The 13,059-nt window shown below is 40.9% G+C and carries 14 protein-coding genes; 7 read left to right on the forward strand and 7 right to left on the reverse strand.

Annotation, left to right across the window (positions count from 1 at the left end):
- Positions 1–159: 159 nt before the first annotated feature.
- Both HYT61_01965 and HYT61_01970 read right to left on the reverse strand, forming a co-directional pair.
- The gene (locus HYT61_01965; protein MBI2062986.1) at positions 160–1,560 is read right to left on the reverse strand and encodes a cysteine--tRNA ligase; all 1,401 of its coding nucleotides are present in this window, start codon (positions 1,558–1,560) and stop codon (positions 160–162) included.
- Between the two features lie 182 nt (positions 1,561–1,742).
- Positions 1,743–2,999 (reverse strand): Nramp family divalent metal transporter, encoded by a 1,257-nt coding sequence (locus tag HYT61_01970; GenBank protein ID MBI2062987.1) that lies wholly within the window; start codon positions 2,997–2,999, stop codon positions 1,743–1,745.
- Positions 3,000–3,078: 79 nt separating this feature from the next.
- On the opposite strand from HYT61_01970, the gene HYT61_01975 reads away from it, so the two are divergent.
- The 4 genes from HYT61_01975 (at position 3,079) to dnaK (ending at position 6,796) form a co-directional block, all read left to right on the forward strand.
- Positions 3,079–3,813 carry a hypothetical protein gene (locus HYT61_01975; GenBank protein ID MBI2062988.1) on the forward strand — a complete coding sequence of 245 codons (735 nt, stop codon included), beginning with the start codon at positions 3,079–3,081 and terminating at the stop codon, positions 3,811–3,813.
- A gap of 101 nt (positions 3,814–3,914) precedes the next feature.
- Positions 3,915–4,163, forward strand: a complete 249-nt coding sequence (locus tag HYT61_01980) for a hypothetical protein (GenBank protein MBI2062989.1) — start codon at positions 3,915–3,917, stop codon at positions 4,161–4,163.
- Positions 4,164–4,188: 25 nt separating this feature from the next.
- On the forward strand, positions 4,189–4,704 hold the full coding sequence (locus tag HYT61_01985) for a nucleotide exchange factor GrpE (protein MBI2062990.1): 516 nt from the start codon (positions 4,189–4,191) through the stop codon (positions 4,702–4,704).
- 178 nt (positions 4,705–4,882) lie between these two features.
- Positions 4,883–6,796 (forward strand): molecular chaperone DnaK, encoded by a 1,914-nt coding sequence (gene dnaK, locus HYT61_01990; protein MBI2062991.1) that lies wholly within the window; start codon positions 4,883–4,885, stop codon positions 6,794–6,796.
- Positions 6,797–7,030: 234 nt separating this feature from the next.
- On the opposite strand, the gene HYT61_01995 is transcribed toward dnaK, so the two are convergent.
- Positions 7,031–7,333, reverse strand: coding sequence for a hypothetical protein (locus tag HYT61_01995; GenBank protein ID MBI2062992.1), 303 nt, complete (start codon positions 7,331–7,333; stop codon positions 7,031–7,033).
- A 97-nt stretch (positions 7,334–7,430) separates the two neighbouring features.
- Between HYT61_01995 and HYT61_02000 the strand changes: the two genes are divergently transcribed.
- The 3 genes from HYT61_02000 (at position 7,431) to HYT61_02010 (ending at position 9,895) form a co-directional block, all read left to right on the forward strand.
- A complete protein-coding gene (locus HYT61_02000) occupies positions 7,431–8,516 on the forward strand; it encodes a DnaJ domain-containing protein (protein MBI2062993.1) in 1,086 nt (361 codons plus the stop codon).
- Between the two features lie 71 nt (positions 8,517–8,587).
- Positions 8,588–9,229 carry a hypothetical protein gene (locus tag HYT61_02005; protein ID MBI2062994.1) on the forward strand — a complete coding sequence of 214 codons (642 nt, stop codon included), beginning with the start codon at positions 8,588–8,590 and terminating at the stop codon, positions 9,227–9,229.
- An 84-nt stretch (positions 9,230–9,313) separates the two neighbouring features.
- Complete coding sequence (locus HYT61_02010) at positions 9,314–9,895, forward strand: hypothetical protein (protein MBI2062995.1); 582 nt, start codon at positions 9,314–9,316, stop codon at positions 9,893–9,895.
- Here HYT61_02010 and HYT61_02015 read toward each other — a convergent pair.
- The 4 genes from HYT61_02015 to fmt all read right to left on the reverse strand — a co-directional run bounded on the left by HYT61_02015 (position 9,892) and on the right by fmt (position 13,037).
- Complete coding sequence (locus HYT61_02015; GenBank protein MBI2062996.1) at positions 9,892–10,464, reverse strand: elongation factor P; 573 nt, start codon at positions 10,462–10,464, stop codon at positions 9,892–9,894. The two genes, HYT61_02010 and HYT61_02015, sit on opposite strands and share 4 nt — an antisense overlap.
- 21 nt (positions 10,465–10,485) lie before the next feature.
- Positions 10,486–11,244 (reverse strand): metal ABC transporter permease, encoded by a 759-nt coding sequence (locus tag HYT61_02020; protein MBI2062997.1) that lies wholly within the window; start codon positions 11,242–11,244, stop codon positions 10,486–10,488.
- Between the two features lie 23 nt (positions 11,245–11,267).
- Positions 11,268–12,002, reverse strand: a complete 735-nt coding sequence (locus HYT61_02025) for a metal ABC transporter ATP-binding protein (protein MBI2062998.1) — start codon at positions 12,000–12,002, stop codon at positions 11,268–11,270.
- 150 nt (positions 12,003–12,152) lie between these two features.
- Positions 12,153–13,037 (reverse strand): methionyl-tRNA formyltransferase, encoded by an 885-nt coding sequence (gene fmt, locus HYT61_02030; protein ID MBI2062999.1) that lies wholly within the window; start codon positions 13,035–13,037, stop codon positions 12,153–12,155.
- Between the last annotated feature and the right edge of the window lie 22 nt (positions 13,038–13,059).

Here is a 13,059-nt window from a genome sequence, read left to right on the forward strand (position 1 = left end):
ATGATTTTTATCATTCATATCCCGATTAACAAATTAGCTTTGTGAGCGTTAAGAATTGTCGGGTAACACTAGGACTAGTCGGAAAACGCGCAGAAAACAAGGATTTATTAATATAAATCCGCAGTTTTCAAGCGGCAAACGGAGAACTGTGTAAGAAAATCAGGAGGCCTGTGGAAGTTTTTTGATTAACGCCCCGTAATTAGTATCCTCAACCTCATAGCCGAGGTTTTTTATTTGTTCACGGAGTTCATCGGCGCGGGTGAAATCTTTTTGTTGGCGGGCAGTTTCCCGTTCACTGGCTAGTTTTTGTATTTCCGCTGGTATTTCTTGGATTTTTTCAGGGATAATACCAAGGACTTTATTAATATTATTTAGCAAGCCAATAATTTTTTTAGAATCATCCTTGTCTAATTTACCGGAATCTATCATCGGATTAACCGTTCTCACTAAATCAAATATATGGCTAATGGCGCGAGGAGTATTAAAGTCATCATCCATTTCTTTTTCAAAATTTTCCTTGATTTTACCAACCATATCCAACTTAGTAGCTGAGCTACCAAGTGAATTTTGAGCAGATTTTAGCCTGGAAATAAATTCAGCAAGACGATTTGTTGCGGCCTCTGCTTGTTTCAGCAATTCTTCGTTGTAATCTAATGGCGAGCGGTAGTGCGAGCTTAGGAAATAAAACCGTAAAACTTCTGGACTGTAGTTTTTCAAAGCTTCGCGTAAAATCATAAAATTACCTAATGATTTAGACATTTTTTGGGTTTTATTAACCAAAAATCCTGCATGCATCCAGTATCGGACAAAAGGTTTTAGTCCGGAAGCTGACTCTTGCTGAGCAATTTCCGCTTCGTGGTGTGGAAACATCAAATCTGCACCAGCACCATGCAAGTCATATTGGGGCCCAAAGTATTTCTCGGTGATGGCGGTATCTTCTATGTGCCAGCCCGGTCTACCGTAGCCGAACTCGCTATCCCAGCCGGGTTCTTCCGGTTTAGAAAATTTCCAGAGACAAAAATCACCGCGATTCCTCTTGTTTGGATTATCATCAATGCGGGATAGACCATCTTCGGCCATTTCAACTGTCCTGCCGGATAATTTGCCATATTCCGGGAACGTTTTTAGATCAAAATATAAACCGTCGCCCTCTATTTTATACGCGTTACTCTTTTTTATGAGAGTTTGGACTTGTTTTATGACTTGATCAATGTTTTTCGTGGCCGGTTCGTAATGACTAACCGAATCAATTCCCAACTTTTTTATATCTTCTAAAAATAGGTCAGCATAATCTTTTGCGTAATCTAATGGGTCTCTTCCTAGATCAAGCGCGCGAGTAATTATTTTATCGTCAATATCGGTAATGTTTTGTATATATTCAACATCATAATCCTTGTGTCTTAAATATTTTGCGACAACGTCAAAAACCGTATAGGTTCTGGCGTTGCCAACGTGGATATAATCATAAACCGTTGGTCCGCAGACAAACATTTTAACCTTCTTGGGTTCAGCCGGTTTAAATTCTTCTTTTTGGCGAGTTAGGGTGTTGTAGATTTGCATAAGAGATGGTTTCAAAACTCCTTTCGTAGCGAAATTTCTGATTTTTTAATAAGACGAGAAAGATGAGTAAAATGCCCGGAAACGTAGCAAAAGCTACGGTGAGGACATTTTACGAAATCTGACAAAGTATTATTCAAAAATCAGGGGTTGCAGCAGAAATGGAGTTTTGAAACCATCTCATACTACAAAATAAAGAAAATTAATACTGCAAAAAATGTCATAATAAAAAATGTAAGGTAACCCAGTATATTCAATGTGCGGCTATTTACGCGTTCCCCGACCACTTTTTTGTTGTTTGCCATATGTATTACCATCAATATCAAAATTGGAGCAATAATGCCATATAATATGGAAGTGTAAAACAAGGCTTTTATGGGATGGAACCCGAAAAGCGGGATTAGCAGGCCGATTACCGCTGAAATTATAATTATACCGTAAAATTGCTTGGCTTTGGTAAAACTTCTATCCAGACCTTCAGACCAACCGAAAATTTCCGCCACAACGTAAGCGGCCGAACCGGCCAATACTGGTATTGCCAAAAATCCCGAGCTTATTATACCAATTGTGAATAAAAGGTAAGAATATTCCCCGGCAAGCGGTTTTAATGCTTCGGCGGCGTCACGCAGAGTTTCAATATTATTAATTCCAGCTCTAAAAAGAGTGGAGGCGGTCAAGGCGATTATAAAAAAAGTTATGATATTGGAAAAAACCATGCCAAACCGCGTATCCATTTTTAAGGTTTTCAATTCGTCATCGGTTGTCGGGCGCAAGTGGCATATCTGGCCGGGCTTGCATTGCTCAATTGTTTTTTCCTCAACTTCCTGATTTGCCTGCCAAAAATACAAGTAGGGCGACAATGTCGTGCCCATAAAAGCAGTCAGAACCACAAAAAAATCTTTGTTAAAAACAAAACTGGGCACAAAGGTATGATAAAAGACTTGCGACCAGTTTTGGTGGACGGTGAATGTGGCAAATATATATGCAAACAAGCTCAAAGCCAGCCATTTGAATATTATGAAAATTTTCTGATAAGACACAAAGATCGTAACGGCTAAAATAATTATCATCATAACAACGGCGGTTATTTTTTCAGGAAAAGGCGTAATTATTGCCAAAGCTTGCGACATGCCGGACATATCGGCCCCGATGTTGATCGTATTGGTTCCCACAATCAAGATGGCTATCAAAAACATAAGCCAGCGCGGATAGAACTTTTTCATATTGCCGGCCAGGCCGCGATTTGAAATCCTACCGATGCGGGCGCTCATTTCCTGGATTGCTATCATAAGTGGAAGCGAGAACAAGGCTACCCACAAAAAACGGTAACCGAATTTGGCTCCGGCAATGGAGTAGGTGGCAATAGCCGACGGTTCGTCATCCGAAGCCCCGGTAATCAAGCCTGGACCTAACCGCTGCCAGAATTGTTTTAGTTTGTGCATTCTTGAATTATAACAACTGGATTTGTTTTTACCAATTGGCACTCTTGACCTTAGAGTGCCAATGTGTATAATGGGTAATATGATTACTAATAGACAGGGAGCGCTGCTTGCCTCTATAATTGAAAATTTTATTAGGACCGCAGAACCGGTAAGTTCAAAACTGCTTGAAAAATCAGGATTTTTTGGCTTAAGTTCGGCTACTATTAGGTCTGAAATGAATGATTTGGAAGAGCTTGGTTTTTTGGCACATTTATACACCTCCAGCGGTCGTATACCGACAGATATGGCATACAGATATTATGTGGATAATATTGTAAGCGAAAAGCAAGAGATGAAAAATGAAAAACAAGAAAAAGAAATAAAAACTGCCATTGTCGGAGCCGGAGATGATCCGAGAGAAATAAATAGGATAGTGGCGCAGACACTCTCGGATTTATCAGAAAATTTGGTTATAACCAACATCATTGATGAAGACGAATTTTTCAAGGTCGGGCTTTCAAGTCTATTTGAAATGCCGGAATTCCGGGAGTTTGATAGAATGTTCAGGTTGACCAGTTTTTTTGATGAGTTCGATTCCTTATTTAATCAAATCGAAAAAGAATTTTTTATTGATGATATTAAAGTTTTTATTGGGCGAGAAAATCCTGTTCGGAATATCAGGGATGAGACGATTATGTTTGCAAGATACAACCTGCCGCAGAATTTAACCGGTTCACTGACGTTGGTGGGTCCTACCAGGATGGACTACGCAAAAAATTTGGGGTTAATTAAGTATGTGACACACGAGTTAAACAAACTAAGCAAAACAGTATAGACAAGTTAGAAAACACCACACAACAAAAATTTGAACACAAAGCAGAAACAGATGCGCTTAAGGAAGCTATTTTGAGCGGTGATGAAGGAAGGGTATACGAGTTGTTAGAAAAAATAAACGAAATTCTGATTGGAGAAAAGGGTACTTATTCCTTGCCAGAATGGAGTAGGGAAGAAATTCGTGCTCTGATAAATTCTAAAAAGCTAGATGTAAAAGTTTATCTGGGCGATGGAGGACTGTCGCGCCTTCTTTTAATACGGTTAAAAAATAAAATCATTTTTGAAATAAGTATTGCATCAAGCGGGGAAGTAAAAGAAAGGTGGAAAAAACTTTTTGGGCCCAGTCACTAAATTTTTGCCAATTAAATCAAAAAATATGGATGACCAAAAACAAAAAAACGAAAATCAAAATCAAAACAATATAAATCAAACCATTGTTGCCGACGAGAAAGATATGACAGAAGAATATTTAAATAATTGGAAGCGCGAGAGAGCCGATTTTGTAAACTACAAAAAAGATGAGGCCAAGAGAATGGAGGAATTTGTTAAGTTTGCAAATGCGGGTTTGATTTTAGAATTATTGGATACCATGGACGATTTATATATGGCTACAAAGCAAGTCAAAGATGCAGGTCTGGGGCAGGTAATTAAAAAGTTTGAAGATTTGTTAAAAAAATATGGCGTGGAAAAAATTGAGGTAGGCGGCCCTTCGACGGGCTCAGGGCAGGTAAAATTTGATCCAATGTTACATGAGGTAGTAAGCATGGAAGAAGGCGACCCCGTAAAATCGCCTGACGGCGACAACGGGGCAAGAAATATAGAGGAAGTAAGAGTCGGCTATACAATGAATGGCAGAGTAATCAGGCCGGCAAGGGTTAAAATTATAAAATAATAAAGCGGTTTTAGCCAAAGCATGCCTCAGGCACGCTTCGCCGCTCCAGCGGCGGCTACGCTATTTCGTCTCACGGATTTGATTTTTGACGGAGAAATATTTTATCAAAAATCAACCGAGCAATCCGTTCGTCGGAATGCCTGAAACATACTTTGGCAAAAACCTAAAAATAATAAACATGAGCAAGGTACTTGGAATTGATTTGGGAACAACTAATTCGGCGATGGCGATTGTGGAGATCGGACAGCCGAGAGTGCTGGAAAATAAGGAAGGGATGAGGACCACTCCTTCGGTGGTTGCTGTTGGTAAAAACGGCGAGCGTTATGTCGGCGTTACTGCCAAGCGCCAAGCCGTTACCAACCCCGCCAATACCATTTTTTCAGTTAAGAGGCTTATCGGTCGCCGTTTTTCAGATACAGAGGTTCAACACGACAAGAAGCTTCTGCCCTATGAGATTAAGGAGGGTTCAAATGGCGATGTAGAAGTAAAAATGCAGGAAAAATGGTATAAGCCTGCAGAAATCTCGGCAATGGTTTTGCAAAAATTAAAAACGGACACTGAAGATAAGCTTGGTGAGAAGATTACCGACGCTATTATTACAGTGCCCGCATATTTTGACGACTCCCAGCGTAAAGCTACTAAAGACGCTGGTGAAATTGCCGGACTTAACGTTAAGCGCGTTATCAATGAACCGACAGCGGCCGCGCTTGCTTATGGTTTCAACAAGAAAAAAGATGAAAAAATTGTCGTCTACGACTTTGGCGGCGGAACTTTTGACGTTTCAGTGCTCGAGGTTTCCGAAGACACCATAGAAGTCCGTAGTACTGGCGGAGATACCCATTTGGGGGGAGATGATATTGACCAGAAGATTATCCAATATCTAATTGATGAATTTAAAAAAGAAAATGGCGTGGACATAAGCAAAGATCAGTTGGCGGTTCAGCGTCTCAAGGATGCGGCGGAAAAAGCAAAGCACGAGTTATCAAGCACGATGCAGACAGAAATTAATATTCCTTTTTTGACCGCCGATGCTTCCGGGCCTAAGCATTTCAGCATGTCGTTTACGCGAGCCAAACTTGATGATTTAGTCAAAGACTATATTGATAAATCGATAGAATTAACCAGTAAAACCGTAGAAGAAGCGGGGCTTAAAATGTCTGACATAAACGAGGTAATTCTTGTTGGTGGTCAGACCAGAATGCCAGCTATTATTGAGGCGGTTAAAAAATTATTCGGCAAAGAACCGCACAAAGACATAAATCCTGATGAAGTTGTGGCAATAGGCGCGGCAATTCAGGGCGGTATAATGCAGGGTGATATTCGCGATGTATTACTGCTTGACGTAACTCCTCTTTCACTTGGCATAGAGACTCTCGGTGGCGTAATGACCAAAATGATAGAGAAAAACACCACCGTGCCGACTGCCAAGACCCAAACATTTTCAACGGCGGCAGATAATCAGCCATCAGTTGAAATACACGTATTGCAAGGCGAGCGGGCAATGTCAGCGGACAATAAAACGCTTGGCAAGTTTATTCTGGATGGTATTCCGCCTGCTCCGCGCGGTGTGCCGCAGGTTGAAGTGACTTTTGACATTGATGTTAACGGTATTTTGAATGTAAAAGCCAAGGACAAGGCAACAAACAAAGAGCAGTCTATTAGGATTGAGGGATCGTCTGGATTGACAGATGAAGAAAAGAAAAAAATGACAGCCGAAGCGGAAAAATTTGCCGCCGAAGATGCCAAGAAAAAAGAGCTGGTTGATTCTTGCAATATGGCGGAGACATTGGTTTATTCGACGGAAAAAGCAATGAAAGATGCGGGGGATAAGATAAGTGCCGAGGAACGCAAAAATATTGAAGACAAAATGGCAGCTCTAAACGAAGCTAAGAAAAGTGAAGACGTTGGCATAATTAAAAAAGCCACAGAAGAATTGTCCGTGGCAGCGCAGAAAATAGGGGAAATATTGTATAAGCAATCAACCCCGAAAAGTGGTGATGCCACCTCGGGGCAGGCAGGGGAGCAGAAGCCGGAGGAGAAACCAGAGAGCGAGGAGTTAAAAGAGGAAGACCAAAAAACAGGGGGAAAATAGATAGTTCGCCGTTTTGCTGTCCGGCTACGCGCGCGTGTTTTGCTGGCCCTTCGGGACAGGAGCAAAACGCGCGCGCCTCCGCCGGAAAATCCGTCGGGCTAGTACTTTTCTTAGCAATTTGCGAACGATAAAAGCCGCCGATTGGTATCGGCTTATGGTTTGTAATTTTTTAGTAAATAAAAATCAGGATTTCTCCTGATTACCAGACCCTCCTGTCTATTTCATGCCTTCTTTTTAGTTTTCTGGACAAGTCAACAATACAGAACACTCACAACTTCTAGCCTGCCCATCTGAAGCTCTCAATATAACATCTGATGCCAAAATTTTTAAACCGCCAGATTCAAGCATTCGTTGTACTGAATCGAAGATTTCTGATGTACTGACGCTTACCTTATCTTTTTTCTCTAGGGAGTAACGAATTGCTGATGTATTAATAAATACCACAACATTAGTTGAAATATTGTTAGCAAGATATGGAGCAATAAAACTGTTTGTTTCTTCTTTGTTTAGCCCGTGCTTAATAGTAGTAGATGCCATTTTCCACCTCTTTTTTAAAGAAAAGACGGATATGTTAAAATACTAACAAATAGAAAAAATTATGTTAACTACCGATGACTTTTATACAACTTTAGGGGTGCCAAAAAGCGCCTCGCAGGAAGATATTAAAAAGGCCTATCGAAAGCTGGCCCATCAATATCATCCCGACAAGCAAGGCGGGGACGAGAAAAAATTCAAAGAAATAAACGAGGCCTATCAAGTGCTTTCCGACCCCAATAAACGTTCGCGATACGATCAATTCGGATCTGCTTTTGGTTCCCAGGGATTCAGCAGGCAAGGTCCTTTTGATGGTTTTGATTTTTCACAGGGATTCGGTGGATTTAGACAGGGACCTTTCGGGGAAGCTCAAGGCGGGCAGAATTTTAATTTTGAAGATATTTTTGATATTTTCGGTGATGCTTTTGGCGGGCGAAGCAGGGCAGCTAGGCGCGAGCCAGAAGAATCTGGCATAGGCATGGATTTGAGAATCAGTTTAGCCATTAGTCTTTACGAAGCTGCTCGCGGCGCGAAGAAAACCATTCAGATTAAACAAGATGTTTCCTGTAGGGAATGCGGCGGCAGTGGTGCTGAAAAGGGGACCGACTTGGTCAACTGTTCCGTTTGCGGCGGTAGGGGTGAAGTCAGAGAAGCCACTGCTTCATTTTTTGGAAATATAACCAGAGTGTATATATGCAATATTTGTCGTGGTAGTGGCAAGGTGCCCAAAACGAACTGTCATGCTTGTAAGGGTGAGGGTAAAAAACGTGAAGATAAAACCATTGAGCTTAAAATTCCCGCAGGTATCAATAACGGCGAAGCATTTATTGTCAAAGGCGAAGGACAGGCTGGTTTTCGCGGCAAAAAATCCGGGAATTTATACGTTCAGGTCAGCGTTGAGACGGACAAGAGCTTTAGACGTGTTGGCAATGACATAGTTTATGAAATGCCTATAAAAATCACCGATGCGGTTCTTGGTGCGCATTTGTCTGTTCCGACACTGGACGGAGAAAAAGAAATTGAGATACCGTCTGGTGTCCAAAATGGCGAATTATTGCGTCTGAAGGGCTTGGGTGTGCACGGTTCCCACAAAGGTGACCAGATAGTTAAAATAAAAATTGAAACACCGCGAAAATTAAGCGGTAAAGCCAGGAAGTTAGTTGAGGAATTGGCCAGGGAAATTTAATATGAAATTTGTAATTTTTGACTAAACGCGTTATTTTAGTTTCATGATTTTTGACAACCAAGGAGAGCTAGATGATTTATATAGCCAATGACGTTGAATCTGCCGGTGGGAAACTTGGACGGCACAGCACCATATCTATTGGGGCGGCCGTAATAACACGTGAAAAAATCACTTTTGAGGATTATTGGAAAAAGGGACTGGTTTTTTATGCCGAGTTGATTCCCGATTCCTATTGTTATGACATAGAAGCGATGAGGGTCGGTTGTTCTCAATTAATGTGTATTGAAGAGATCAAGTTGAGAGATGACAGGTTTGACTCTAAAAGTTTGAAATTTGATCCGGAAAAAGTTTTAAGATTCATGGCAAAACGTTGTGAAGAACGATTTTCGGCCATGCAAAGGTTTAGCGATTGGATTAAAAGCATGAAAAGTGGAGAAGAAAAAGTTATCGGTGTGACCGATACCGTCTTTTTTGATGGTGGTAGAATAGATTTATGTTTCGGTCTTTACGATGATCTACGGTCGCCGTCTCCTTATGGATGGAGTGGTCTTGATTTGGACTCCGTTTATCGTGGTTACATGAGAAAAGCAGGCGCTTCTTTAAGAGAATTAGGCGTAAAAGATGAGCGTACAAAGCCTCATCGGGCCGACCAGGACGCGGTTTTTCTTGCTCAGCAGGGTCACGATTTGTTGTTTGAAAAAATGGGCTGGTGAGCCGTTTAATTAAAGATTGCTTATTCACCTCGTAAATAACGAGGTTTTTTAATCTTATTGACTGATGTTATAATTACATTGATCATGGCTAACCAAATTATTTCTCAAATATTGATTTATCTAATGGATTTTTCCAAGTTTGCCCAGGGGCTGGCAGGTAATATTAATGTATCAGGTTTGCGTTATGATTGGTTAATTATTTCTTTTTTTGTTTTTGCAATTTTGTTGGTGGCATTAAGCTTAGGCCGGTCACGTATACTATTGGTATTATTGAGCTTGTACGTTGCCGCTTTTCTGGAATCGCATTTTGTATATTTTGATAAATTGCGTACATCAATAAAAAACGTGCCCGACTATTGGCTGCACTTTGGTTTATTTTTCTTAATTTATGGAATTGCCTTTGGAATTTTAAATCGTTCGGTTCTTAAGCATCGCCTGACCCTTGCCGAATCGTCAATCGCCGCCGTTGTATTAATCGCGGTAGTGGAAATGGGATTTTTGGCGACAATTATGCTTTCTTACTTTCCGCCGGAACTTATAGAGCGTGTTCCGTCAAAACTAGTCCCATATTTTGCGACAAAAACCGCCCAATTCTGGTGGGCGGTGGTTCCTTTATTTGTTCTGATTTTTTCTAAAAAGAATAAAGAGGCGAGTGTTAGCTCCTAGCCTTTACTGGCTCTCTCTACATATTCTCCAGTTTCGGTATTAAGACGGACAATATCACCCTCACCAACGAATAGCGGGACGTTAACCATGGCGCCTGTTTCCAATTTAACTTGTTTGACTCCTCCTTGGGCCGTATCGCCGCGTATGGCCGGCGGGGCCTCTATTACACGGAAATCCATTTTAATAGGTAATTCTATGTTTATTATTTTTCCATCAAAAGTTATAGCTTCAAGCAAAGTGTTGGGTTTAAGGAATTTGTAATTGTCGCCGATAATTTCCTTTTCCAGTTTAAACCTTTGCGCTGGGTTTGACGGATCGGCAAACCAATATTCATCACGGTGGTTATATAAAAACTTAACGCCCTTGCGTTCGATGTTAGCTTCCTCAAAAATATCTGACTGGGCAAAATTGCGCTCCAAGGTTTTGCCGTTAAGCAGGTTGCGCATGCGTGTTTGTACCACTGGACGTCGTTGTTGCATCTTAAGATGATGCGTTTCAAGCACCTCATAAGGTTGACCTTCCCAGATAAAGAAAGTTTTGGGTTTTAGTTCGTTTACGCCAAGAGACATAATCCGATAATTGAAACAAAATTATTTTTTAAATGCAAGAGTGGCCAAAAATATGGCTGTACTGGTAAGAACCGCTATGGGGCCTGGCGGAAGTCCAAATCGAGTAGCCAAGATGATTCCCCCAACTAAACTCACCAAACCGATGGCGGCACTAGTTTTGGTGTAACTGTACATGTTGGAAGTAATATTTTTGGAGGCAATCGCGGGGATTATAACCAAGGCGCCCATAAGGAGAGTGCCAACACTTTTAATTCCCAGAGCTACAATTAGAGCAACTAAAATCATGAAAATAAAATTATCACGGGCCACTTTGATGCCGGATGCCTTAGCCAAGTCCTTTGAAATTGTTCCAAGAATAAATCCTTTTGAAATAGATTTCATTATAAAAAGCACTGTCAGAGAGAAAATTATGGCTAGCAAGGCGTCGGTACCAGATATGGTTGCAATATCTCCGAATAATGCTTCAAGTAATTCTTCTTCAGGCGTGATAAGTAAGCCAACGGCAAGAGAAAAAGTAAAAAACAAGCCGACTACTGATTCGGCCGGCAATTCCGTCTTATGTTCTATAAGCCAGATGCCGATTATGCCAGCAAACAATGTGGCAAAAGCGCCTAAAAATGGGTTTATGTTAAAAAGTAATGCCAATGCTATGCCAGGCAAGGCGACATGAGACAAGGCATCACCCACAAGAGCCATACGCTTGAGGACCATAAAGGAACCCAGATAGCCGGAAGCTATACCGACGAAAATCGCAGAAATCAATTGTAATTCGTTAACCATTTTTATAACTATCGTAGATGTTTTTAATTCTCACTCAAAGAGTGGTCATGATGGTAAAACTTTGCTTCCCCGCCGTAAAGTGATGATAAATCTTTTGGGCTTAATACAGTATGTGGTTCCCCAAAACAAACCTGCTGCCTGTTAAGGCAAATGACAGTTTTAGCATATTTATAAACAACGTTCAGGTCGTGGGATATTAAAATAATCGTTAATTTTCTTTTGTCTTGAAGCTCGTGAAGGAGATTGTAAATAGTTTCTTCTCCGCCGATGTCTATGCCAGAAGTTGGTTCGTCGAAAAGCAGAACGTCAGGATTATCAACCAGAGACCAGGCGACAAGAACTCTTTGGAATTCTCCGCCGGACAATAAACCCATTTGGCGATTGAGAATATGGTGTTCAAGGTGGTGCTCGTGTTCGGAGTCTGTATTAATGCCAACGGAGGACAAGGCTTGCAGCATGTTTGTTTTGGATGCCGACTTGAGACCAAGAAACTCCTTGACGCTTAGCGGCAGTCCTCGGTCAATGATGAGCTTTTGGGGTGCATAGGCAATTTTGAGTCCGGTTTCCCAATTTATTTTTCCAGAATAGGGGACAAGTCCAAGCAAAGTGCGGAATAGCACGCTCTTACCTGAACCATTAGGACCGATTACGGCCAAAACCTCGCCCCTGTTCAGGGAAAAATTAATATTATCCAAAACCTTTTGGCCGTTAAATGAAACTGATAAATTTTCTACTTCAAGGACTCTTTCTTTTTCCATCCCGTACGAGACAGGATTAGGTTTAAATCTTTAAACCTTAAACCTAATCCGTATCTTTTAAGTTATCCCGTAAAAGAAAGCCTGGTTTGATTATTTGGTTTTGCTTATAATATAAACTCTTGCTGTCTCGTTCGGGATCCACAATAAAAATTATAACAGATTTACTTTAAAATTGGGATGGCCTGCCAAAAATTCTTTTATATCCATTGGCTTGCCACCTTCAAGTTGCACTCTTTTAAATTTTGGGCGACCATTTTCCATTTCGGCGGCCAATATCTTTAGACTTATTTTTTTACCGTTTTTTTCAAGCCATATAAACACGCCCGGTTCCGGGTTCAGAGCCCGTATTTTATTATATGTTTGTTCGGGGGTGTCGTTAGGTTTGATCTCCCCGTCTTCGGCCGTAAATTTTTTAGTAAAAGTTGCTTGTGTGTGGTCTTGCGGTCGCGGTTTAATTTTGCCGGATAAATAATCCGGCAAGGTTTTTATCAAAAGTTCCGCGCCTAATTGCCATATCTCTGCATTAATTTTGGGGAATAAGTCAATGCCGGATATTTTGTAATTTTCCGAAGAAATAATTGGTCCATGGTCTAATTCCTCGTCAATTTTCATTATAGTAGCGCCAGATATTTTTTCTCCATTTAAAATAGCTGTTTGAACTGGTGAGGGGCCACGATATTTAGGTAGTAAAGAAGGATGAACGACCACCATACTATGCCCGGGCAAATTAAAAATTTCTGGCGGGATAAGTTTGCCATAAGCGGCAACGACACCGATATCTAATTTTAAATTATAAATTATAAATTTTAAATCGGGATCATTTTTAAGACTAGACGGTTGTAAAACATTGAGGCCTAGTTTTTGTGCTGCAACCTTAATCGGCGGGGGAGTGAGGATTTGTTTGCGCCCAACTGGCTTATCCGGCGTAGTAACAACTGCCACAATATAGTAGCCCGCCTTAACTAATGCTCCCAATACCGGCACCGCAAAATCCGCCGTCCCAAAGAAAATTATTTTGGTTTTTGACTCTTGCACGTTAATTATGTATAATAAACTA

Source organism: Candidatus Yanofskybacteria bacterium (assembly GCA_016181175.1).
In the GTDB taxonomy this organism is placed as follows: domain Bacteria; phylum Patescibacteriota; class Minisyncoccia; order 2-02-FULL-40-12; family IGHO2-01-FULL-4-A; genus 2-01-FULL-44-17.

Excerpts from the sequence above, each read along its gene's own strand:
- dnaK (MBI2062991.1), top strand. The coding sequence starts at position 4,883 with ATGAGCAAGGTACTTGGAATTGATTTGGGAACAACTAATTCGGCGATG.
- HYT61_02020 (MBI2062997.1), bottom strand. The coding sequence starts at position 11,244 with ATGGTTAACGAATTACAATTGATTTCTGCGATTTTCGTCGGTATAGCT.
- HYT61_02010 (MBI2062995.1), top strand. The coding sequence starts at position 9,314 with ATGGCTAACCAAATTATTTCTCAAATATTGATTTATCTAATGGATTTT.
- HYT61_01995 (MBI2062992.1), bottom strand. The coding sequence starts at position 7,333 with ATGGCATCTACTACTATTAAGCACGGGCTAAACAAAGAAGAAACAAAC.
- HYT61_01965 (MBI2062986.1), bottom strand. The coding sequence starts at position 1,560 with ATGCAAATCTACAACACCCTAACTCGCCAAAAAGAAGAATTTAAACCG.
- HYT61_02025 (MBI2062998.1), bottom strand. The coding sequence starts at position 12,002 with ATGGAAAAAGAAAGAGTCCTTGAAGTAGAAAATTTATCAGTTTCATTT.
- HYT61_02015 (MBI2062996.1), bottom strand. The coding sequence starts at position 10,464 with ATGTCTCTTGGCGTAAACGAACTAAAACCCAAAACTTTCTTTATCTGG.
- HYT61_01985 (MBI2062990.1), top strand. The coding sequence starts at position 4,189 with ATGGATGACCAAAAACAAAAAAACGAAAATCAAAATCAAAACAATATA.
- HYT61_01970 (MBI2062987.1), bottom strand. The coding sequence starts at position 2,999 with ATGCACAAACTAAAACAATTCTGGCAGCGGTTAGGTCCAGGCTTGATT.
- HYT61_01975 (MBI2062988.1), top strand. The coding sequence starts at position 3,079 with ATGATTACTAATAGACAGGGAGCGCTGCTTGCCTCTATAATTGAAAAT.
- HYT61_02005 (MBI2062994.1), top strand. The coding sequence starts at position 8,588 with ATGATTTATATAGCCAATGACGTTGAATCTGCCGGTGGGAAACTTGGA.